Raw genomic sequence first — 21,544 nt, 5'->3', positions numbered from 1 at the left:
TCCACTGCTGTTGCTGATCGGTCGCGAGTCGCCAGGTCAGAGTACGGGTGACTTGACCACTGGGCACGGGGTGGTCAGCACGGCGGAATCGGTGGTGAGTCCGGAGGTGATGAGCGCGGCGCCGACGAGGTTGAGAACGTGGGTGTCGGTGATGTCGGATCGGATATCGCCGGTGGCGGCGCGGCGTGCGAATTCCTCGGCCGCTGCTCGTGCATCGGAGATGTGTGGGTCCGTTGCCGTGCGATCCTTGGCACCCGCCGATACGAACGCCTCCCAGATCAGTACATCGAGTGAGCCGTCGAACAGATCTTCCGCGTTCACGCCGCCGCGTATCGGGCGGTCGAGGACTCGGGCGAGCCGGTGCAAGACGTAGGTGGCCTGTTGAACGCCGAATGCGAGTGCGATGGTTCCCGCGCCGGCGCACCAGGGACGCCCTGCCTCACCGACTCGCTGTCGTCCGAGTCCGCTTGCTGCGGGAGGGTTCGGGATGAACAGGGGCGCTTCGAATCCGAGTGCCACCGACCGGCCTGCCCGGAGGTCGGTCGCGAGAGATGTGACGAGATCGTCCAAGTCGCGGCCGCCGCTGGCGTCGACTCCGGCGATGCGCCACCAGCCGACATTCGCCAGCTTGCCGACATCGACCGCGGCGACAACCAAATTCTCCGATGGCATGTCAGCACCATAGTTCGACCGCCTTCGGCTCGGCCGGACCGATGCAGTGGCAGAGCCTGATGTCAGGTGGTCAGGATGTGACACTCCAACTCTCGCCATGCGCCACCGCCGGACGAACCGAGCCCATAGTGCGACCACGTCGGCAGCCCGAAGACATCTGCTGTCGAGCGGATGTTCTCCGGAAGTAACTCCAGATCCGTTACCGCGACTCTTTTGACGAAAACGTGGTGGCCGGCGATATCGAGCAGCCACGTCGTACCCCCGATGCCCGCTCCGAGGGGTGCGGCCGAATTCAATAGGGCGGTCAGGCGCTGGTCGGTCAGCGAAGCCAGTGCGGTGGAGATCTCGCTGTGGCGGTGTCGTCGCGTCGAGTAGAACATGTCGGAAGGTGCCCGCGGTGCGGAATAGCCCTTACGGTGTGCAGATTCGTGCAGCGTGCATCGCCTCGGTTCACTCTTGCGGCACTGCCCCGGTGGGGCGTGGTGCGGGTGGCCAGTTCTGCGGTTCTATGTTGGGCGGTTTGGCGGCGACATTGTCGTCCCACCCGAACTTCGGCGCGGGTGGGCCCCACTGCCTAGGGGATCGGAAAGAGACATCTGCCGTTCCGAAATCGGTGCGTGAGAAGTTGGTGTCGGAGGTGAACGTCGCGTGTTCGAACCAGGTTGGGCCGGAAAGTCTCACGCTCCCGAACCGGGTTGGGCCGGAAAACTCCGCGTCCTCGAACTTGGCGCTGCTGGTGAACGTCGCGTCTCGGAATTCGGCGGGGCCGGAGAACGTCGCTTCCCGGAATTCTGCGGTGCCGGAGAATGTCGCGCCCTCGAACTTGGCGGTGCTGGTGAACGCCGCGCCCCTGAATCCGGCGGCGCCAGCGAACGTCACCTCCCTGAACCTGGCCGCGCCGGTGAACGTAGCGTGCTCGAACCCTGCCGTGGCAGTGAATGTCGTGTGCTCGAACCCGGCTGTGCCGGCGAATGTCGTGTGCTCGAATCTTGCGGTGCCGGTGAAAATTCGCCGCGATCTCGTCCTCGGTCGACACGGGGAATGACCGTCACGAGTTTCGTGCGACCGCTGCTGCCGTGGTCGGGGTCGTACGGCAGGCGCAGGTAGCCGTACAGGACGTCGATGCACTGCTGGCGGCGCAGGCCATCGGATTCGTCGGCGACACCGGCCATCGCGTATGCACCGGCGATGCGGACTGCGACATCGGTCGCGCCGAGTTGCGCGGCGGCGGCGCCGAAGCGTTCCACGAAACGGCTCTGCTCGAGGTCACGTTGGCGGCGGTAGGCGATCACCAAGGCGACCACACCGCCGACTCCGGCGACGACGGTCAGCGAGACGGGGGTGATGTCGATCGGCGCGGCCTTGGTGTCGCTGGTCGGGGTGATCAGTCTCAGGAACCCGTAGGCGACGAGGGCTACGACCAGACCGGCGCCGAGCGCGGAGAGGACCGCGGTAGCAACCCGATCCGGACCGCGCGGCGGCCGATCGCCGCCCTGTTGGCCTTACCCATTCGCGCGCGCAGCGCAGTCGTCTTCGTATGTGCCTGCGCGCCAATGGCGCCCACCCACCCGAGCATTGTTCGATTCTGGCCGACGCAGCCGTGCTCCGCACCACAACGCTCTCGCCGAGTGTTGCGATAGCTGGTTGCGGTTGGCATCATTGGCCACCGTATGCCGTTGGTTTCCGATTCCGCGTACGACAGCCTCGAGGGGTTGTCCGTTGGTGATGCGCTGGGTGCGCAGTTCTTCGTGCCCGGCCGGTCGGTAGCTGATCTACTCGCTGGACGACCGCCAGCGGCTCCGTGGCAGTGGACCGACGACACCGAGATGGCCTGTTCGGTGTACTCGGAAGTCCACAGCCGCGGCGGCGTCGACCGTGATGCGCTCGCGGCCGCATTCGCCCATCGCTGCGAACCGTATCGTGGCTACGGCGGCGGCACAGTCGTTGTGCTGCACGAGATTCGCGACGGGCGCCCCTGGGACGAAGCGGCCGGAGCTGCTTTCGATGGGCGCGGATCGTGGGGAAACGGAGCCGCGATGCGGGTCGCCCCGCTCGGGGCGTACTTCGCTGGAAATCTGCGTCGAGCGGCAGCGCAGGCCGCGCTGTCCGCCGAGGTCACCCATCGGCACCCGGAAGCGATCGTGGGTGCCATGGTGGTCGCCGCCGCGGCGAGCCACGCTGCGGCGACGCGCGGAAAATGTTGTGTACCAAGTGAATTGCTGCACGCAGTCGAGCCATATCTGGTCGATGGTCGGACCGCGGACGGTATCCGGCGAGCTCGGAAGCTACTGGGCCGATCGGTAGCCGAAGCAGCTTACGAACTCGGCAACGGTGCACAGGTCAGCGCCCAGGACACGGTGCCGTTCACACTGTGGGCAGCGGCTAGCTTCCTCGATGACTATCCAGCTGCCGTCACCGCATGCATCGAGGCCGGTGGGGATGTGGACACGACGGCCGCGATCGTCGGTGGAATCGTGGCAGCACACACCGGCGTCGGAAATCGAGGCACGACGCGCGGAATACCGGAACAGTGGCTGTCGGCGCGTGAGCCCCTGCCCGCATGGGCGACATCCTGATGCCGATCGGCGAACGCACAGTACCCGCATATCGGTTGTCCGCAGGTCAGGGTTCGTTTGCGGCACGCAGAACTCGTTGACCCACGGATCTCGCGGACCCGGAAGTCGTAGCCGCGCACCTGCTGGTGGTCTCGCCCGGCTGTGCCGAACACTTCGTGATGACGCACCTCGGCCTCCTCATCGTCGGTCTCGATGTCGATGTGCTGCGGGCCTGTTGAATGCGCCGAAGTCGAGATAGTAGAAATTTTCAACTTATAAGTTGCTTTTATCTACCTGCGGCGCGATACGATGGTGGTATGCGGAGTTACGACCAGTACTGTTCGATCGCCAAGGCGCTCGACGTCGTGGGGGACCGGTGGACGCTGCTGATCATTCGCGAGCTTCTGCTGCAGGGTTCGTGCCGCTTCACCGACTTGAAGAACGGGCTGCCCGGCGTCGCCGCCAACCTGTTGTCGACCCGGCTGCGGGAGCTCGAGCAAGCCGAACTGATCCGCCGTGAGGATGCGCCGCCGCCCGTAGCGACCACTCTCTACCGGCTCACCGAGACCGGTCTGGCGCTGGAGCCCGCGCTGAAGGCCTTGGGGCTGTGGGGTCTTCGCTATATGACCACCATGCGGCCCGAGGATGCTTTCCTGGCGCAATGGCTCGCCTACGCCCCGGCGTGGTTCGTCGCCGACGTCGATCCAGCAGCGCCGTCGGCGGTCATCCAGCTCAGCTCGGGCGGTACGCATGCCGTCGTCGAGGTCGGCGCGGGCCGGGTCGATTCGCGCATCGGTGAGGTCACCGATCCCGATCTCGTCCTCGATGGACCCCCGCCTGCGGTGCTCGGAGTGCTCACGGGCGTGATCGATATCGAGCAGGCCACGCAGCTCGGGCTGAGTACCCGTGGTCGCCGCGACGTGCTCACCCGTCTCCGCCCCGTCGGCAGGGAAACGGGTCATCCGTGAATTGCCCGGCGCAGGCGCCGGAACAACAAGAAAGAACGGATATGACAAATACGCAAATCCCGGCCCAATACGCGACCGGCATGTCCCGGATCAATATCGAGCGGGCCCTCGTCGCGGCCGGAAAGGACCCCGACCGGCTCGAGGCCGCCGATCTAGCGCTGCTCGAGGACTACCACGCCAGCGGACGCATCGCGACCCATCAGCTCGCGGAATTGCTCGACCTGACAGCCACGACCGAGGTGCTCGATGCCGGCACCGGAATCGGCGGCACCGCCCGGTATCTCACGGCCCGCTTCGGCTGCCGAGTCACCGGCGTCGATATGGTCGCCGAATACTGCGACACGGCGCGATGGCTCAATCGCCTCGTGGGCCTGGACGATCGGATCGTCATCCGCCAGGCCGACGTAACCGAACTTCCCTTCGCCGCTTCCGCTTTCGAGGTGGTATTCAGCCAGCACGTCCAGATGAACGTGCCCGACAAGGATCGGCTCTACCGTGAGGCACGCAGGGTCACCGCCGACGGCGGCCGCCTCGCCGTGTGGGACATCGTCGCCGGTGACGGCGGTGCGCTGGACTATCCGCTGCCCTGGGCGGACGGGCCCGAGCACAGTCACCTGGCCACTCCGGAGGAACTGCGTGCGGCGATCGAGTCGGCCGGCTTCGCCGTCGAGCGCTGGGCGGACCTCACCGCGGCAACAGTGACAACAATGCGCACCGTGCTGGCGATGCCGCCCAGCCCGCTCGGACTGCACGCATTCGTGCCGAACTTCCGCCCCAGAGCCGAGCACCTCACCGACGCACTGGCCGATGGACGCCTGAGGGCCGTTCAGGCTGTCGCCAGGGCGAAGTAACGACCACGATCCGCGCTCGAGCCGGAGCCGCCGACCGGTTGAGAGACATACCGATTTGGACCGTTTCGACGAAAGAAAAGTTCCGATCGTGGCCAGTATCCTCACCCGCATGAGGAGATGAGGTAGTCCATTCGGCCGGAAGGTATTCCGGCGAAGAATCGGAATCGGGTGAAAGTAGTTGTACTGCATCGAGTTCGGGCCGGATGAGCGGGTTCGGTCGCGACCTGTTCTGGTTACTGTTGGCGCCTCAGTGCAGCGCAAGAGCGGTTCCGCCGTTGTGAAAATGCTTGGTACGAGGCCGATCTGACCGATCCGGGGCGTATTGATCCGTCTGTTTACGACCGGAAGCGCCACCCGGATGCCGTGGCCTGGTTCAATCCGCTGCCACCCATATGAACGCGCGCGTCGGTGGCTATCCGGCCATCCTGGACAGCCACGGTGTCGGCTGGATCCGCCTGGACTGCGATAGCCCGGGCACAATCGTCTATGAGGATCCCCACCAGGTCATAGCCGAGCCCGTATTCCGTTGACGTGGCGTCACTGGATCAGAATCGGTGACCCGAGTCGTGATTTGACCTATCCCTCATCATCATCATCGGTCGAGTCGTATTCGTCGACGTCGAGCTCGGTCCTGGTCGACACCAGGAAGTCCAGCACCGATAGCGGTAGATGCCATCCCAGCGGGCGAGGCCGCTGCTGCGCCTGATCCCACGCAATGCCATCAGGCGCGGCCTCGACACCATCCGGATCACCGAAATGACGCACGACCTGCATCACCGGGCTGACCTCGTCGTCGGAGCACAGCGAGACCAGCACGGCACGAACGGTTTCCAACCGATCCACCAAATACTGGATCTGGTCGTCGACGCTCTCATCGCTGCGGCGGAGGATCTGCCACGCATGGAAGCGCGGAAGGACACGTTCGGGGGACCGGCTGCCCATGACGAGCACCCTGTCCGGCTCCAGCCCTAGCCGCGCGGTCATCTCCGCAGCAGACAATGAGGTGCTCCGCACCGAGAAACAGCAATACTGGCTGATCTTCACGGCGCAGATCCCACCACACACGCGACAGACCCACGACTCGATTACCTGTCCGCGGAGGCATCAATCCATTCGACGACGGCGGCGAAATCATTGCGCTGCAGTCCCATTCGAGGGTCAACGCGATGCAAAAGGGCTCGACCACTGTGATGCGCTGACACCCATTCCCGGTCGCCGTTACCGATCTCGTCGTCGATCCAGATGAATGATCGTCCCGCCGCCCATTCGATCAATGTTCGGGTCTTCCAATGCAGCCCGAACCATTCGTCGACGGGATCGTCCGGTCGCTCAGGCCAGTCCACCACCGCCAGCGTCGGCAAGCCCAGCGCTGGACCCACCGAATGGTTGGCCTCATGCATCCAGGTCGTTGCCCACACCAACTCGCAGGCAAGGGTCGACAGCAGCGGCCCGAGTCCGGGATCGAGACGCGCCAGAAGCGGATTGGCTCCATCCTGCCTGGCCTGAAGGGGCGATGAATCCGACTCATGCCCAGGTGCCCCGCCGAACGGGATCAACGGTCCATCGACGTCGAGGAACAGCAGAGGACGATGCAGCCTATCCATCACCATCGCAGGCTAGACCCAGGACTTCGCCGACGAACCATCCAGCCTCGGGCGAAACTCGCCAGAAATACTGAGACCTGATGAAGGATGGTGTCTCGATCAATCTGGCCGATCCACAGGTCAATGGATCTGGCGCTGGCCAGATTCATTGAGACAGGACAGCCCGAGTCGGATTCGTGTAGGGCGCGGTTCCCTGGTGTCAGGAGGTTCGGAACGCCCGGCGGTATGCGCCCGGGGTTGTGCCGACCTGAGCGCGAAAGCGGCGACGGAGGTTGACCGCCGAGGTGATGCCGACGCGGGCCGCGATGGCTTCGACCGGTAGGTCTGTCTGTTCCAGCAAGGTGCGTGCCGTTGCAGGCATGCACCCCGAGATCCTGGCCCAGGAGGGCTACACCTCTGTTTCCGTCGATGCATCCCCTGTCCGTGAGCTTTTTCCAGGGATCCGCGTCCGCCCGAGGGGTGTGATCCGCCGAGATAGGTTGTGTACCAGGCGAACCCGGGATGGTCGCGAGGTGGTGTGATTCAGTCCTCCGGCAATCCGGCGAGCTGTTTGACATAGCGATGGGCAGGAACGGGGACCGGGCCGTCGGGGCCAGGGGCCTGGTGGGTGAACAGGCCCTCGTCGGTCCAGCCGTTGCGGGTGTAGAAGGCGCGGGCGCGGGCATTGCCCGGGACTACGGCCAGCCAGGCCCGCGGCTGGCCGCTGCCGGATATGCGCTGTTCGGCGGCGGCGAGTAGGGCCGGTGCGGTGCCGGTGCCGCGGTGGCGGCGGGATAAATAGACCTGATCGATTTCGTCGTCGAGAACCATGATGAAACCGGCCACTTCGTTATCGATGATCGCGACGGTGGTGTCGGCGATCCGTTGGGTGGCCCGGGGTGCGAACGACTCCTGCGGGCGGACGGCGATGAGTTCGTCGGGGACATTGCCCAGGTGGGCGTCGCGCCAGCCCTCGTACCAGATCGCCGCGATGGCTTCGGCATCGTCGGGGCGGGCCGGGCGCAGCTGCGGGGAGTCGGTCATCTGGGCAATGTAGCGCGGTGGGCATTGACATGAACCCGGGTTGAGGTTGAACGGTGGAGGCATGAATCGACCTCCTGAGTTCTGGAATTCTGTTTATGAGGATGGATCCGCGCCATGGGTGATCGGGGAGCCGCAGCCCGCGGTGCTCGAGTTGATCGAGCAGGGGTGGATTCGGGGTGCGGTGCTCGATGTCGGGTGCGGGGCCGGTGAGCACACCATCAGGCTGACCGAACTCGGCCATGACGTGCTAGGGGTGGATCATTCGCCGAGTGCGATCGCGTATGCCAGGGCCAACGCGCGCGAGCACGGGGTGGTCGCGCGGTTCGAGGTGGCCGATGCGCTGGAACTCGGGGATGAGCCCCGCTACGACACCATTCTCGACAGTGCGCTGTTCCATGTCTTCGCCTTCGACAATGGCGATCCGACCGATTACGTCCGCAGTCTGCGCCGGGTTCTGCAGCCCGGCGGTCTTGTCCATATCCTCGCGCTCTCCGATGCCGAACCGGGCTTCGGCCCGCGCATCGGCCGCACCGCGATCTCCGAAGCCTTCGGCGCGGGCTGGGAATTGGAAGAACTGCGGCCCGCCCGATATCGCGGACGTGTCAGCGGGGCGGTCGTCGACGCCGCGGAACTCGGCCTCACCCCGGGCAGCCTTGTCGATGAGGCGGCCTGGCTGGCCCGAGTGCGCCGTCAAGATCTTTCCTAGCGCTGTCCAAACACCCGGCCTGGTGGACTGTCATCGGATCACGCCAAGGCCGTGATCCGATCGCCAATGGAAAGGGTCACTCGTAATGACATTCACCCGTACCGGAATCATGCGAACCGCCGTCGCGCTCGGTGGTCTGCTGGCGGCGGGCGCGCTACTGGTTCCCGCGACGGCTTCGGCGCAGCCGGGTGTCGGCGGCGGACTGATCGAGACGACATGCACCTTCGCCCAGGTGGACGCGGCCATTCACGCCCAGGCGCCCGAGCTGGCCGAACGCCTGGACAGCCATCCCGAACGCAAGGCGAAGTTGCAGGAATTCCTCGCGCTGCCGGTCGACCAGCGCAAGCAGCGCGCTCAGCAGTGGCTCGACAACCACCCGAATGCGCGGAACAAGATCGAGGAGAAGCGCAACTCGCCCGAGGGCCAGCAGAAGATCGACAAGCTGCGCGAACTCGCGAACAGCTGCCACAACTACTGACCCGAGCGCGGGCGGCGCTACCCGGCGCGCCGCCCGCCCGATCAGTTCGGCAGGGTGACGGTGACGATCAGCCCGCCCTCGGGTCGCGCGGCCGCCCGGACATCGCCGCCGTGCGCATGCGCGACCGATCGCACGATCGACAGACCGAGTCCGGCACCGCGACTGTTCGGTGCGTGGTCGGATTCGGCGATCCGATCGCCGGTGGCCAGGCGACGGAACGGTTCGAAGAGGCCCTCCACCTCGAAGGCCGGTACCGCCGGGCCGGAATTCTCCACCACCAGTCGGCCTTTCCCTTCGACGCTCACCGATCTGATTGCTACCCAACCATTTTCGCTGACGTTATAGCGAATCGCGTTGTCCACCAGGTTCTGCGCCAGACGTTCCAGCAGTACCGGATCGCCGGAAACCGGAGTCGCCGCGAGATCGGTTCGGATCTCGATACCGGCCCGCGCAGCGGCATCGCCGGCGACGATGACCACCCGGCGGGCCACCTCGGCCAGGTCGACCCGGCTGCGCTCGATCAGCCGTTCCTCGCTGCTCGCGAGCACCAGGAGTCCGTCGATCAGCTGTTCATGCCGATGATTGACCTCCAGCAGCGTTGCTCCGAGGCGCCGCGTCGACTCCGGCGCGTCCGGATCATCGAGTGCCACCTCGATCAGTGTGCGATTGATGGTCAATGGGGTGCGCAGTTCGTGCGAGGCATTGGCGACGAAGCGCCGCTGACCGTCGAAGGCGCGATCCAACCGCTCCAGCATGGCGTCGAAAGTGTCGGCCAGATCCTTGATTTCGTCATCGGGTCCGGTCAGCGCGATCCGCTCGTGCAGGCTGCGATCGGCCACCCGGCGCGCGGTCGCGGTGATCTGCTGCAGCGGATGCAATGCCCGCCCGGCCAGTAGCCAACCCAGCCCACCGGCCGCGATCCCGATCGCGCCGAGCGAGACCAGCGACCAGACCAGCATCGCCTCCAGGGTGTCGCGGCGTTCCTTGGCCGCCTGCGCGGTCAGTGCCTGGTACAACTCCTCGGACACGATCGGGCGGTTGCGCTTGGCCAGGTACTCGCGCACAAGTATCTGGGCGCCCATTCCGTGGCGCCGCCCCAGCGACCGATCGAGATAGAAGTACATCAGCGCGACCAGGATCGCCCCGGCGATGAAGAACGCACCCGCGTACAGCAGAGTCAGCCGCAGTCGAATGGTGCGACCTCTCATCGGATGCGGTACCCCACGCCTGCCTCGGTCTCGATCACCGGCGGATCGCCCAACTTCCGGCGCACCATCATGATCGTGTACCGCACCACCCCCGTGAACGGATCGATGTTCTCGTCCCATGCCTTCTCCAATAACTGCTCTGCCGACACCACCCCGCCGTCGGCACGCAACAATTCGGCGAGCACGGCGAACTCCTTGCGCGACAACGAGATCGGCTCGCCATCGCGGGTGACCGCCAGCCGATGCGGGTCGAGTCGAATGCCGGCGCGTTCGAGTACCAGCGGCGTCGCGGGTCGGGACCGCCGCCCCAACGCCTGAATCCGCGCGACCAGTTCGGCGAAGGCGAACGGTTTGGTCAGATAGTCGTCGGCGCCGAGTCCGAGCCCGGCGACCCGCTCGGCCACCGCCGTCGCGGCCGTCAGCATCAGAATCCTGGCATCGCTGCCGGCCTCCGTCAGCGAGATGCAGACGGTATCGCCGGATACCGTCGGCAGATCGCGATCCAAAACGACCACGTCGTAGTCGTTCACACCGAGTCGCTCCAGCGCATCGGCTCCGTCGTACACCACATCGACCGCCATCGCATGCCGTCGCAGCCCATCGGCTATCGCATCGGCCAGCAACCGCTCGTCCTCGACCACCAGTACCCGCACCCGACAATCGTGCCTGTTGATGCTGTTGGGTCGCTGTGAGTGCGACATGCGCTGATCAACTTGGCGATTTCGGTGCATGTGCCGTTGGGGAATGATTCAATCGGCTCGGTGTGTGCTCTGTAGTAGCTGATAGCAGTGAAAGGAGTTCAAATGACCTTGTCGGTCGCCGACCGCATATTCGTTCGCGTCAGTCGATTCCATACGGATCGGATCGCTGCCGCTTGGGGCGGACGGCATTTGCTGCACGGTCGCAAACCCGTACCGGGCGATGTCGTGCTGACCAGCAGCGACTATCTCGCTCTTGCCCACGAACCGCATATCATCGGCGCTATGTGCGCGGCGCTGCAGAACTGGGGCGGTGCGGCGCCGCCGTCCGGTGTCTTCGTGCACGGCGCCGACCATCCGCAGATCGTGCTGGAAATGGCGCTTGCCGAACATATGCGGGCGGCCGCCGGAATTCTGTGCCAATCCGGCTGGGATGCCACCGCCGGGTTGATGCAGTCGATCGCCGATCCGCACACTCCGGTCTATGTCGATCACATCGCGCACATGTCGCTGTGGCATGGTGCGAAAACGGCTGGTGCGCCGGTGTATTCGTTCCGACACAATTTTCCGGGCCATCTGCGCGACGAGATACGCAAATACGGTCCCGGCATCATCGCGGTGGACTCGATCTACAGCACCAATGGCAGTCGCTGTCCGCTGACCCAGATCTGTGACGTGGCCGACGAGACCGGCAGCGTGCTGGTCGTCGACGAATCGCATTCGCTCGGTACCGACGGGCCCTACGGTGCCGGCACGGTGGTCGCGCTCGGCCTCGCGGAGCGGGTGCCGTTCCGAATCGCGAGCCTCGCGGCGGCTTTCGCCGGACGCGCGGGATTCATCGCCGCGAACAATATCGATTTCGTCGACTACTTCAAGATGGAGTCCGATCCGTCGGTCTTCTCCGCGACGCTGCTGCCGCACGATATCGCGGGCCTGGCCGCGACGCTCGATGTCGTTCGCGTCGACGATTGGCGGCGGATCCGGCTGCGCGAGATCTCCGCCGTCGTCCGCCGTGCCCTGATGGCACTGGAGTTCGATCTGGAGGGTTCGGCCAGCCATATCGTCGCACTGCGGACCGGCCCGGATCAGCGCACCATCGCCATCCGCGACTTCCTGGAGGCACGTGGCATTTTCGGCGCGGTCTTCTGCTGGCCCGCCACCGCGCCCGAACGCAGCCTCATCCGGTTCTCGCTGCACGCCGGGCTGACCGATATGCAGGTGGACCGACTCATCCAGGTCTGTGCCGAGGTCCGCAACACCTTCGGTGCCATAGCGCCGTATCGTCCCGAACTGCCGAGGCCCGCATCGGCTCCGGCGCAGCCGTCGCTGGTGCCGACCTCGTGAGACCGTGCTGCGGTGCTATATCCGACCAGCTTCGGCGGATACTGCCGTCGGCCGGATATCGCGCGGCAGGATCATCGTGAAGGTCGCGCCGCGGCCCGGTTCGCTGTGCACGCTCACCCGGCCGCCGTGTGCCACGACGAGGGCCTGCACGATCGATAGGCCCAAACCCGTTCCGCCGCTGGTTCTGGTGCGGGAGTCGTCGGTGCGGTAGAACCGTTCGAATACTCGGGCGGCGGCCTCCGGTGTCAGGCCGGGGCCGGTGTCGATGACGTCGATGCGCACCGTGTCGGCGGCTGGGGTGAGCCGCACGGTGATCGCCGCGGTGGCCGGAGTGTGGGCGAGGGCATTGCCGAGCAGATTCGCCAACACCTGACGCAATCGCGCCTCATCGCCGGTTACGTCCATGGTGCCGACGCCGGGGCGGATGTCCAGGGTGATCGGGCGTTTCGGGTCGCTCTGCTGCCGCGCCGCCATGGCCTGTGCGTTGTGCACCGCATCGCCCGCGAGCGCGAGCAGATCCACCGGACTGCGGTCGAGTGGGCGTTTGGCATCCAACCGGGCGAGCATCAGCAGATCCTCGACCAGCAGGCCCATCCGCTCGGCCTCACCCTCGATGCGGCCGACGACCATGTGGGCGTCGGTGCTCGCGCCCTGGCGGTAGAGCTCGGCGAAACCGCGAATCGTGGTGAGCGGGGTACGCAATTCGTGGCTGGCGTCGGCGATGAACTGACGCATCCGGCGTTCCGAACGCCGGGCGTCCTCCTCCGATGCCTCGGTGGCTGCCACGCCGTGCTGGATCTGCGCGAGCATCGCGTTCAACGACCGTGCGAGCCGATCGACCTCGGTGTCGACATCGCGCACCGGGACGCGCCGGTGCAGGTCGCCGCCCGCGATCGCGGCCGCGGTCTCTTCGACCGTGCGCAGCGGGCGCAGGCTGCGTCGGACCACGAAATAGCCGACGACGCCGAGGGCGAGCAGGGCGGCCGCGCCGATGCCGAGTTCGAAGTAGATCAACCGCGATACCGTCTCCTGGTTATCGGTGAGCGGCAGCGCGATGGTAGTCGAGCCGAATTGGTTACTGGTGGTCAGCACGCGCCACTGCACTGAGGAGTCGTCGGTCGAGCCGACGGTTATCGGGACCGCTGCCGCGTGCCCTGCTACATCCGGCGTCGTATCGGTGCCGGCGATCGTCCCGGGAGTCCCCGAATAGAGCTGTCCCTCAGCGCCTTTGCGCAATTCGTAGAAGCGGCGGGGTTGATCGATGAACGGCCGGGGAACCGGCCGGGTGTCCGCCATATCGGCCGGAATCCATGACATCGCACCGTCATTCGTGACGATCTGGCGCATCGGGCGCGGCTCCGCCCACGACCGAGCAGCATCGTAGAGCTGCTCATCGGTCCGCGCGGTCAGCGATCGGCTCAGCGCGGAGGTCACCGCGAAGCCCGTTGCCAGCAGCACCAGGGCGGCCAGGAAGACCAGGGCGACAACGAGCCCCACCCGCAGCGGAATGGCCGATACCCGCCGGGCCAGCGCCTCGCGCAGCCTCATGTCCGGCTCGGCTGGGGTTCGCGCAGCACGTAACCGACGCTGCGCAGCGTATGGATGAGTTTCGGCTCGGTGGTATCGACCTTGCGCCGCATCAGTGCGTCCGGCCGCAGCCGGCGCGCCTTGTCAAGCCCGTCGGTCCCGCTGGTCGCCGTCGCCACCTCGAACCCCTGAAATCGCAGACTCACCGCAAGGAGTTCGACAATCATCGGCTCATCGTCGACGACGAGAACGCGCGCTTGCGGATCGACTCTGCTCATTAGCTCAGCGTCGCGCGACCAGCGTTGCCGAAGCTCAGGACCAGCTGGGGGTTTCCTGTGAGCTGCCCCGGAGCCCGGTTCGGTCGCGCCGTTCGCCGAGAGTTGTGCTACTGGGGCTGGGGCTCGGGGTGCAGTATGCGTGCGGCCGCCTGGATCAGGGTGGCGCGACTGTCCGGATCCTCGACATGGATCGCAAAGGCCAGCTCACCCGTATTCGCCAGCAGCCAGCCCTGTCCGCCCGTGATGGTGACATATCCGGAGCCGCCGAGCATCGGACGCAGCTGGTCGAGCACCTCGGCCGGTAGCGGTGCCGATTCCACCGAAGCCTTGGCCGGGCGTCCGATTTCGATCATCGGCGGGTTGATGCGCCCGCTGGCGATGGTGGCCGCGACGATCGCCATGCCGTATGGACTGGCCTGGATCTCGCTGGCCTGACTTCCGCGCCGGACCTGCTCGGTGCCCGGTGTCGGGATCCGTGACGTCACCTTGTCCAAGCCCGGCAGCTCGAAATCGACGCCGATGCCGAGCATGCGGGCGGCCTTGGTGACCTCATCCACGGAAACGTCCTGTGGTGCCTTGCGCGCGATTCTCGCGGCGGCCGTGCGCAGCAATTCGGTAGTGCCGCCGATCGGGGCGAGTCCGGTGAAGGCCGATCCGTTCGCGCTGACCGCGTTGTTCTCTGCGGCGGCGACAATGGCTCCGGTCGCGGAGTTGATGACGACGGCGGTCGTCGGGTTCCCGACATAGTTCACCGCGTCCTGGGCGGCGCTCTGCCAGTGTGGATCCAGTGTCGCGGACACGTCCGGACCCGGTGTGCCCGGCTGTCCGGTGAGGTAGCCGATCGGGCGGCCGTCCCGGCCGGACAGCTGAACCGCCCAGCCCGCGCACCTGTCCCGGTTGTCCTGCCACACCACGCGCAATGCGTCGAGCATCGGCGACTGCACCCGGCGGTCGGCGGCGATCAGCCGGGGCTGGGCCTTGGTCACTACTCCGGGTATCGGCGCGATGTCCGGTTCCAGGACCGCGAAATCGGACTCCCGCAGATTGACCGCGGCGACCGGCTTGCCCTGCGCGGCGGCCAGTTGCTCGCGCAAGGACGGTCCGGTGATCAGTGGGGCGATCGGCTCGATGGCCTTGGCCAAGGCGTCGGTGGTGGTGATCGGATCGGTGATGTGGGCCGGATCGAGCTTGACCGCATCGATGATCTGCTCGGTCATCAGGGGCTGGCCGCGGCTGTCCTTCACGATGGGGGGCGGAGGTGCGTATGCACGGACCAGTTGAACCGTGCGGGTGTTGTCCAGGTGCGGCACAACGATGGCGGGATCCCAGGAGATCCGCCAGCCCGTCGCCAATTTCCGCACCGTGCCCTGGGACTCATAGCTCCAGTTCCGATCCTGCCCGAACGCCCATGCGCCATGCAGGGTGAAGATCGCCTGCCCGGTATCCAAGACGATGAATTGGACCAACTGGAAGTCCGGCGTCCCGGGGCTCAGTCCCTCGAACATCTCCCGTAATGACACGACGGCATTGTTGGGCTGGGAGGTCAGATTCGCGGCATTGTCCGCTTTCCGTTCGTTCAGCAGTTCGGTGAACTCTTCGACCGCGGCCCTGGCATCGTCGGGGTACTTGGCGAATGAATAGGCACATCCGCTGATCCCCAGCGCGAGCACCACGGCGGCCAGCGCACTGAGCAGGCGACCGCACCTCATCGGTGGCGGTCCGGTGTTGAGGTTGCCATCGGCCACCATCGCGAACCTCGATTCTCGCGAGATCAAGCGTGCGATTTCAACGGCCAGATAATGGCCACCCGGATCCGGTAACTCCCTGGAGGTCAAGTGATTCGACAGTAACGGGGTGGCCGTGGACGTTTCAGCGCTTCGATCCGATAGCTGCCAAAAAGCTATGGAGTCGAAACGCATCGCCGTGGCGATTCGACGTTTCGCGGGCCGGGTGATGATGCGGGCATGCGCCGAAGGGGCGGAGGATGGCAGCTCCGCCCCTTCGGCTATTGCCGGATTACGACTGCGTAGGCGGGCTGAAGACGCCGAAGTCGTTGCCGGAGGTGTCCTGGATGTGGGCGAAGATCAGCCCGTCCTTGCTGGTAACCGGTGCGACCGAGACCTTTCCGCCCAGTCGTTCGGCGGCGGCGACCGTGGCCGCCACGTCCTGCACGAGCACGAAGAAGGTGGCGTGATTGTCCGAGGCGTCGGCGGTGTGCGCGATGCCGCCGCTCGGGCTCTCGCTGGCGGGATAGCTGACGTGGTCGTAGGCGTCGACATTGGGGTCTGCGTCGAAGGTCCACCCGAACAGGTCGCCGTAGAACTTCTTCACCTCGTCGGGCTTATCGCTGCCGACCTGGAACCAGGCCACCGTGTTGAAGGGGGGAGTGCTCACTTATCGTCTCCTCGGGATCGGTGATCGTTGTCTTGCCCGACCACGATCACCCGACCGCGCGACAACCCCCTGTCGGTGTTTCCCGCGATATGTCGCCGTTCACAGCGCGACGGTGCGCAGCTGGAGATCGTCGGGGATATCGGAGCCGGTGCCGTCGAGGGGGCGCTGCGCTGTCGGCAGATCGGTCATTGTCACCGCGCCGATGCGGTCCAGCCGGAAACAGCGGGACTCCTCGCGCAGCCGACACCAGGCGATGAGATACCAGCCATTGGAGCCGCTGAGGAATGCGGTCGGCTCGACCTCGCGTTCACTGTGCGCGCCGAAGCGATCCGCATAGCTGATCCGCAGCACCCGGCCCGCTTCGATCGACTGCGCGATAACCGACGGGATCGCTTGGGCGGGTGGCGCGTCCACCGGCTCCATCAGCCGAATCCGCGCGGCCAGCGCGCGGGCGGCGGCGGCATTCCGATCCGACATCACCGCGAGAATCTTGCGCAAGGCGCTCTGCCCGGCCTGCTCGAACGGCATCGCCTCACTGCGCGCCAACGCGACGGCGAGCGCGACCGCCTCGGCCGGGGTGAAGTTGAGCGGCGGCAGCGACATGCTCTTCTCCAGCGCATAACCACCGCGCCTGCCGACGTCGGCGTAGATCGGAATGCTCGCCTGCTGTAGGGCCGCGATATCGCGTTCGATCGTGCGCACGCTCACCTCGTACCGTTGCGCCAATTCACGTGCGGTCCGCACGCGCGGCGCCACCGCCCGCAACTCCTCGACGATCGCGTAGAGCCGATCCGTACGGTTCACGCCGCCACCGTAGCGCCCACCACTGACAGCAAGATGTCGCGTTGGTGCGCGGTTGGTCGCCTGTTGGACACCGTCCCGACTCTTTGTGCGCCCCACCGCGTCCGAAGCCCGACATCGATATCGATATCGATGGGACGTTTTCCGACGACTCGAGTTTGCCTCCGGGGCAACACATTTGGGTATCGTTTGGGGTGATCACGGCGGCTGTCGCATATCTGGTGACCACCGCGCGCAGTGCGGCGTGTGCGAGGGTGCCACCAGATATGCGACAGCGGCTGATGGATCGGCTATCGCCGGGAGACGAGCATGGGCTCGTGCAGGTCGAAGAATTCGACCTCGCCCATGAGTTCGCTCTCCTCTTCGAACAGCGACCGCAGATCGTCGGGGATCTCCAGCTTTTCGTGCGCGCGGGCTTCGGCTTCGGAGGTGAAGTACACGGCCTCGACATACCCGTCGTCGCCGTAGGTCGCCAGGGTGCCGCCGAGGATCTCCGGGCGCAATTGCTGGATGCGATCGGTGCCCTGCGAGAGGAGTTCGCGCATGCGGCGCTGATCGGAGGTGTGGCCCTCCATGATCTGTACGAAACCGGCCTGGTCGGAGCCGCCGCCCAGCCACTGCGTCACTTCGGGGCAGTCCATGAAGGTGACCGGACCCTCGAAGCACTGTTCGGTTTCGGCCCACCACGCACCCTGCTCCGGACGAGCGCTATTGCGTCGCGCCGCTTCCTCGGATTCGAATCGCGCCAAGGCGATGAACGTCCCGTCGTTGCACAACCCGCTGGTCGTGCCGAGGTAGCCGGTGGCGCCCGGTTGCAATTCCTCGTTCCACCGATCCATACATCGACGTAGTCGATCGGCATCTGCGACCTTGCCTTGAATGACTTGGATGAACATCGAGTCCTCCTCGTGCGGAGGGATCACTCCGCTGTGTCGCGGGGGTGACGCGTCGTGGTCCACCGAGGGCAATGGGACCGCACGGCCCGCGAACGCGGCCACCGCACAGCTAATGGTTCGCCGCCGCGCAGCCGAACGCAAGAGCGGAGCCGGGACGGCAAACGGATCGGTGGCGGCTCAGCGCAGGGCGAGGGCAAGGAAGAAGTCGACGCGATCTTCGAGGCGGGACAGGTCTCGGCCGGTCAGTTCCTCGATGCGTTGGATTCGGTAGCGCAGGGTGTTCACGTGGACATGTAGTAGCTCAGCGCATTTGGTCCAGGAGCCGGAGACCTGGAGGAAGGTTTCCAGGGTGTGGACCAGGTCGGCGCGGTTGTCTTGGTCGTAGCTGCTGAGCGGGTCCAGCAAACGCAGGCGGAACATGCGGCGGACCTCATCGGGGACGCTGGCCAACAGCAGCATATGGGTGGCCAGTTCATCGTGGCCGACGACGCTGATGGGTTGGTGACGGCCTTCGGCGAGGCGGCGGGCGTAGCGGGCTTCTTCGACCGCGCCGCGCAGGCCTTCGCCGTCGACAATGCCACTGACGCCGATCGATAGGCGGGCGCGGTGTAGGCCGGGCTCCAAAGAGGTTACGGCGCGGTGGATTTCGGTGATGATGGCGCCGTTGGGGTCGGCGGGGATCAATGCGATGGCCTCACCGTCCACCACACCCGCGGCCGGCCTTTTGCCGTAGAGGATTTCGCGGAGCAGAACGCGTAATTCGCCGGGGCGCAAGGCATCCGCCTCGGCTCCGGCGGCCACGGCGATATAGGTCTCGGCGGGGCCGAGGCCGGTCAGCTCGAGGCGGGAGATGATTTCGGCCGGTTTGGCGTCGGAGACGATGAGTTCGATGAGTTCCTGGGCCAGGCGGCCTTCGGCGCTCTGCCGGTCGTCGAGGCGGGCGCGTTCGAGCGAGACGACGGCGGCGAGTTCGCCGGTCAGCGTGCGGCGTTCTTCCGGCCAGTCCTTGCAGTCGCCCTCGAAGACCATGAACCAGTCGGCCGCGCGGGAGGTGCTGTGCTCGTCGACCGCGAACAGTGAGTAGCGGGCCTTATCGTGAACCAGCACATGGGGCAGGCGGCGCGCGTTCAAGAAGGCGGCTGTGACCTCGACCGGCGGCGGCGATACCGGCCCGGCGACCACGCGTCCGGTCGAGGAGACCACCCAGCACCGCATCCCCAGATCGCGTTCGATCAGCTCCAGCACCGATCCGAGGCCGGTACCCGAGACCAGCTGGCGGTGGCGGTCGAGGATCGCGGTCAGATCGGCGGCCCGCCCGGTGGACAGATTGCGGGTCAGCGTCTCGGTGACCTGGGCGAACGCGACGTCCTCGCGCACACGGAACAGCGGAACGCGGTGCCGCCGACAGGCCTCGACGACATCGGGCGGCGCCCCGCCGTAGCGGGCGTCGCCCGCGGCGAGTCCAGCGACTCCGGCCCGGGCCAGCGCGCGCACGAAGATCTCGCTGTCCTCAGGTTCGATCCGCCACTGCAGGCCGGTCAGCACCAGCTCGCCACCGGCGAGGTAGCGGCTCGGATCGAGCATGTCGGTGGTCACGACCCAGCGCACGAAACGGTCGAGTTCGTCCTCGCCGGTGACGAGCTCGAGACCGAGATCCATGGTGAGAAGTGATCTAAGTCGCACAGCGCCGAGGCTAACAGCCGATTCTGAGGCCGCCCGTAGACGCTTTGGATATTCGCACAAAACGGCCCGTGTGAACTGACGCACACTTCAGATTTCTGGGTCCTAGCAGCGCTGATGAACGGCGGGTGTACTTACTCCCGTCGCAGAACAAGCTCGAAATGGGAGATCGGATGTCAGGTGAGATCGGATGGCTCAACGCGCTGCCACCGGATCAGGCCGAGGCGGAATTGCTGACCTGCTGTGCCTCGCATGTCTGGGCGCAGAAGGTGGCGTCGCACCGGCCCTACGTGGACAGCACGAGCCTGATGGCCGCCGCCGTCGCCGGGGTGCGGGAGCTGAGCTGGCCGGATATCGAGCAGGCGCTGTCGGCGCATCCGCGCATCGGCGACCGCGCGAAGGCGGGCACGCACGAGCGCGAGGCGAGGTGGTCCGCCGGTGAGCAGTCGGGGACCGCCGATGCCGACCGGCAGGTCCTCGCCGATATCGCGGCCGGCAACCTGGCCTATGAGCAGCGGTTCGGACATGTCTTCCTGATCCGCGCCGCCGGCCGCTCGGCCGAGCAGATCCGCGCCGAACTGCGCAGGCGCTTGGCGAATACCGCCGAGGGGGAACGCATCGCCACCCAACGCGAACTCGCCGATATCACCCGGCTGCGGATCCGAAAGCTGTTGGAGGACAAGTGAGTCTGTCCACCCATGTGCTGGACGCGGCATCCGGCCGCCCGGCCCCAGGGTTGGCGGTGCGGCTGGAAAAGGCCGACGGCACCGTGCTCGCCGAGCGTCGCACCGACGTCGACGGGCGCGTCAAGGATCTGCCCGCCCCCGACATCGGTGCGCACCGGCTGATTTTCGATACCGGTGGCCTCAGCCCGTTCTACCCGTTGGTGACCATCGACTTCCGTGTCGCCGACCCAGCCGAGCACTACCACGTGCCGCTGCTGCTCAGTCCCTACTCCTACTCGACCTACCGAGGTAGCTGAACAATGTCGATCAAGCTCGGGCCGAATAGATACGGCAAAGCGGAAAACCGGGTCGTCCGGGTGACGAAAACCGGTGGCATCCACGAGATCCGGGATCTGAACGTCGGTGTGGCGTTATCCGGTGCCATGGACGAGGTCCACCTGACCGGTGACAACGCGACGGTGCTGCCGACCGACACCCAGAAGAACACGGTCTTCGCCTTCGCCAAGGAGCACGGCATCGCCTCGCCCGAGGCGTTCGGTCTGCTGCTGGCACGGCATTTCGTCGATTCGCAGCCGCCCATCCAGCACGCGCGGGTCTCCCTGGAGGAGTACGCCTGGGAGCGCATCGTGGTGGGCCCCGGCGACAAGCAGCATTCGTTCGTGCGCTCCGGCCAGGAGACCCGCACCGCACGCGTGCACTACGACGGCGAAAACGCCTGGGTGGTCTCGGGTTTGACGGGTCTGGTGGTGCTCAATTCCACCGGCTCGGAATTCCACGGCTACATCAAGGACGAGTACACCACGCTGCAGGAGGCCTACGACCGGGTGCTGGCCACCGAGGTCAATGCGGAGTGGCGTTTCGCGAGCGAACCGGGTGATTGGGACAAGGCCTACCGCGAGGTCCGCGGCGCGCTGCTCGAGGCATTCGCCGACACCTACAGCTACTCGCTGCAGCAGACCCTCTACGCCATGGGCGACCGGGTGATCAGCGCGGTCCCCGAGGTCTGCGAGGTGCGGCTGTCGCTGCCCAATAAGCACCACTTCGTGGTGGATCTGTCGGGCTTCGGACTGGAGAACGACAACGAGGTGTTCTTCGCCGCCGATCGGCCCTATGGCCTGATCGAAGGCACCGTGCTCAGCGAGGACGCCCCCGCGCCCGGACCGGCCTGGGCGTGA

At 66.0% G+C, this 21,544-nt stretch carries 26 protein-coding genes and 1 pseudogene; 11 read left to right on the top strand and 16 right to left on the bottom strand.

Annotated elements, in window-relative coordinates:
- Window positions 1-36: 36 nt before the first annotated feature.
- The 3 genes from ACQP2D_RS28820 to ACQP2D_RS28810 all read right to left on the bottom strand — a co-directional run bounded on the left by ACQP2D_RS28820 (window position 37) and on the right by ACQP2D_RS28810 (window position 1,800).
- Window positions 37-672: a hypothetical protein gene (locus ACQP2D_RS28820; RefSeq protein ID WP_433679057.1), complete on the bottom strand. Its 636-nt coding sequence runs from the start codon at window positions 670-672 to the stop codon at window positions 37-39.
- A gap of 62 nt (window positions 673-734) precedes the next feature.
- On the bottom strand, window positions 735-1,052 hold the full coding sequence (locus ACQP2D_RS28815; RefSeq protein WP_433679056.1) for a hypothetical protein: 318 nt from the start codon (window positions 1,050-1,052) through the stop codon (window positions 735-737).
- Between the two features lie 70 nt (window positions 1,053-1,122).
- The gene (locus tag ACQP2D_RS28810; RefSeq protein ID WP_433679055.1) at window positions 1,123-1,800 is read right to left on the bottom strand and encodes a pentapeptide repeat-containing protein; all 678 of its coding nucleotides are present in this window, start codon (window positions 1,798-1,800) and stop codon (window positions 1,123-1,125) included.
- Here ACQP2D_RS28810 and ACQP2D_RS28805 point away from each other — a divergent pair.
- The 5 genes from ACQP2D_RS28805 (at window position 1,749) to ACQP2D_RS28785 (ending at window position 5,576) form a co-directional block, all read left to right on the top strand.
- Window positions 1,749-2,312 (top strand): hypothetical protein, encoded by a 564-nt coding sequence (locus ACQP2D_RS28805; RefSeq protein ID WP_433685979.1) that lies wholly within the window; start codon window positions 1,749-1,751, stop codon window positions 2,310-2,312. The two genes, ACQP2D_RS28810 and ACQP2D_RS28805, sit on opposite strands and share 52 nt — an antisense overlap.
- 30 nt (window positions 2,313-2,342) lie before the next feature.
- Window positions 2,343-3,248, top strand: coding sequence for an ADP-ribosylglycohydrolase family protein (locus tag ACQP2D_RS28800; protein WP_433679054.1), 906 nt, complete (start codon window positions 2,343-2,345; stop codon window positions 3,246-3,248).
- A 296-nt stretch (window positions 3,249-3,544) separates the two neighbouring features.
- A complete protein-coding gene (locus ACQP2D_RS28795) occupies window positions 3,545-4,195 on the top strand; it encodes a winged helix-turn-helix transcriptional regulator (protein WP_433679053.1) in 651 nt (216 codons plus the stop codon).
- 41 nt (window positions 4,196-4,236) lie between these two features.
- The gene (locus tag ACQP2D_RS28790; protein WP_433679052.1) at window positions 4,237-5,046 is read left to right on the top strand and encodes a class I SAM-dependent methyltransferase; all 810 of its coding nucleotides are present in this window, start codon (window positions 4,237-4,239) and stop codon (window positions 5,044-5,046) included.
- 392 nt (window positions 5,047-5,438) lie between these two features.
- A complete protein-coding gene (locus ACQP2D_RS28785) occupies window positions 5,439-5,576 on the top strand; it encodes a hypothetical protein (RefSeq protein WP_433679051.1) in 138 nt (45 codons plus the stop codon).
- Between the two features lie 46 nt (window positions 5,577-5,622).
- Here ACQP2D_RS28785 and ACQP2D_RS28780 read toward each other — a convergent pair whose 3' ends face one another.
- From ACQP2D_RS28780 to ACQP2D_RS28765, 4 genes are all read right to left on the bottom strand, one after another.
- Window positions 5,623-6,060: a DUF4279 domain-containing protein gene (locus ACQP2D_RS28780; RefSeq protein ID WP_433685791.1), complete on the bottom strand. Its 438-nt coding sequence runs from the start codon at window positions 6,058-6,060 to the stop codon at window positions 5,623-5,625.
- A 71-nt stretch (window positions 6,061-6,131) separates the two neighbouring features.
- A complete protein-coding gene (locus ACQP2D_RS28775) occupies window positions 6,132-6,650 on the bottom strand; it encodes an HAD domain-containing protein (protein ID WP_433685790.1) in 519 nt (172 codons plus the stop codon).
- A 199-nt stretch (window positions 6,651-6,849) separates the two neighbouring features.
- Window positions 6,850-7,011, bottom strand: coding sequence for a helix-turn-helix domain-containing protein (locus ACQP2D_RS28770; RefSeq protein ID WP_433679050.1), 162 nt, complete (start codon window positions 7,009-7,011; stop codon window positions 6,850-6,852).
- A 161-nt stretch (window positions 7,012-7,172) separates the two neighbouring features.
- Window positions 7,173-7,673: an N-acetyltransferase family protein gene (locus ACQP2D_RS28765; protein WP_433679049.1), complete on the bottom strand. Its 501-nt coding sequence runs from the start codon at window positions 7,671-7,673 to the stop codon at window positions 7,173-7,175.
- Window positions 7,674-7,734: 61 nt separating this feature from the next.
- Between ACQP2D_RS28765 and ACQP2D_RS28760 the strand changes: the two genes are divergently transcribed.
- Both ACQP2D_RS28760 and ACQP2D_RS28755 read left to right on the top strand, forming a co-directional pair.
- Complete coding sequence (locus ACQP2D_RS28760; RefSeq protein ID WP_433679048.1) at window positions 7,735-8,379, top strand: class I SAM-dependent methyltransferase; 645 nt, start codon at window positions 7,735-7,737, stop codon at window positions 8,377-8,379.
- An 85-nt stretch (window positions 8,380-8,464) separates the two neighbouring features.
- A complete protein-coding gene (locus ACQP2D_RS28755) occupies window positions 8,465-8,857 on the top strand; it encodes a hemophore-related protein (RefSeq protein ID WP_433679047.1) in 393 nt (130 codons plus the stop codon).
- 41 nt (window positions 8,858-8,898) lie between these two features.
- Here the strand turns inward: ACQP2D_RS28755 and ACQP2D_RS28750 are convergent, their stop codons facing one another.
- Entirely contained in the window at window positions 8,899-10,065 is a 1,167-nt protein-coding gene (locus tag ACQP2D_RS28750) for a sensor histidine kinase (protein WP_433679045.1), read from the bottom strand.
- On the bottom strand, window positions 10,062-10,718 hold the full coding sequence (locus ACQP2D_RS28745; RefSeq protein ID WP_433679044.1) for a response regulator transcription factor: 657 nt from the start codon (window positions 10,716-10,718) through the stop codon (window positions 10,062-10,064). The genes ACQP2D_RS28750 and ACQP2D_RS28745 overlap by 4 nt, the downstream gene beginning before the upstream one ends.
- 150 nt (window positions 10,719-10,868) lie before the next feature.
- Here ACQP2D_RS28745 and cqsA point away from each other — a divergent pair, with 150 nt between their 5' ends.
- Window positions 10,869-12,107, top strand: a complete 1,239-nt coding sequence (cqsA, locus tag ACQP2D_RS28740; protein WP_433679043.1) for an alpha-hydroxyketone-type quorum-sensing autoinducer synthase — start codon at window positions 10,869-10,871, stop codon at window positions 12,105-12,107.
- Window positions 12,108-12,122: 15 nt separating this feature from the next.
- Here cqsA and ACQP2D_RS28735 read toward each other — a convergent pair whose 3' ends face one another.
- The 7 genes and pseudogenes from ACQP2D_RS28735 to ACQP2D_RS28705 form a co-directional block, all read right to left on the bottom strand.
- Complete coding sequence (locus tag ACQP2D_RS28735) at window positions 12,123-13,655, bottom strand: sensor histidine kinase (RefSeq protein WP_433679042.1); 1,533 nt, start codon at window positions 13,653-13,655, stop codon at window positions 12,123-12,125.
- 89 nt (window positions 13,656-13,744) lie between these two features.
- Window positions 13,745-13,912, bottom strand: a pseudogene (locus ACQP2D_RS28730) (response regulator); the annotation flags it as partial.
- 107 nt (window positions 13,913-14,019) lie between these two features.
- A complete protein-coding gene (locus tag ACQP2D_RS28725; RefSeq protein ID WP_433679041.1) occupies window positions 14,020-15,657 on the bottom strand; it encodes an NTF2-like N-terminal transpeptidase domain-containing protein in 1,638 nt (545 codons plus the stop codon).
- Between the two features lie 271 nt (window positions 15,658-15,928).
- Window positions 15,929-16,306, bottom strand: coding sequence for a VOC family protein (locus ACQP2D_RS28720; RefSeq protein ID WP_433679040.1), 378 nt, complete (start codon window positions 16,304-16,306; stop codon window positions 15,929-15,931).
- Window positions 16,307-16,405: 99 nt separating this feature from the next.
- Complete coding sequence (locus ACQP2D_RS28715) at window positions 16,406-17,110, bottom strand: helix-turn-helix transcriptional regulator (protein WP_433679039.1); 705 nt, start codon at window positions 17,108-17,110, stop codon at window positions 16,406-16,408.
- A gap of 287 nt (window positions 17,111-17,397) precedes the next feature.
- On the bottom strand, window positions 17,398-18,003 hold the full coding sequence (locus tag ACQP2D_RS28710; RefSeq protein ID WP_433679038.1) for a hypothetical protein: 606 nt from the start codon (window positions 18,001-18,003) through the stop codon (window positions 17,398-17,400).
- Window positions 18,004-18,180: 177 nt separating this feature from the next.
- A complete protein-coding gene (locus ACQP2D_RS28705; RefSeq protein WP_433679037.1) occupies window positions 18,181-19,662 on the bottom strand; it encodes a PucR family transcriptional regulator in 1,482 nt (493 codons plus the stop codon).
- Between the two features lie 194 nt (window positions 19,663-19,856).
- Here ACQP2D_RS28705 and uraD point away from each other — a divergent pair, with 194 nt between their 5' ends.
- From uraD to pucL, 3 genes are read left to right on the top strand one after another with little or no spacing between them, the layout of a single operon-like run.
- Window positions 19,857-20,369: a 2-oxo-4-hydroxy-4-carboxy-5-ureidoimidazoline decarboxylase gene (uraD, locus tag ACQP2D_RS28700; protein WP_433679036.1), complete on the top strand. Its 513-nt coding sequence runs from the start codon at window positions 19,857-19,859 to the stop codon at window positions 20,367-20,369.
- On the top strand, window positions 20,366-20,665 hold the full coding sequence (gene uraH / locus ACQP2D_RS28695; RefSeq protein WP_433679035.1) for a hydroxyisourate hydrolase: 300 nt from the start codon (window positions 20,366-20,368) through the stop codon (window positions 20,663-20,665). Before uraD ends, uraH begins: the two co-directional genes overlap by 4 nt.
- Before the next feature lie 3 nt (window positions 20,666-20,668).
- On the top strand, window positions 20,669-21,544 hold the full coding sequence (pucL, locus tag ACQP2D_RS28690) for a factor-independent urate hydroxylase (protein ID WP_433679034.1): 876 nt from the start codon (window positions 20,669-20,671) through the stop codon (window positions 21,542-21,544).

Source organism: Nocardia sp. CA-119907, from assembly GCF_050955995.1.
GTDB lineage: Bacteria > Actinomycetota > Actinomycetes > Mycobacteriales > Mycobacteriaceae > Nocardia.
Note: the sequence above shows the minus strand (reverse complement) of the source record. Positions and strands in the feature narration are given on the sequence as shown.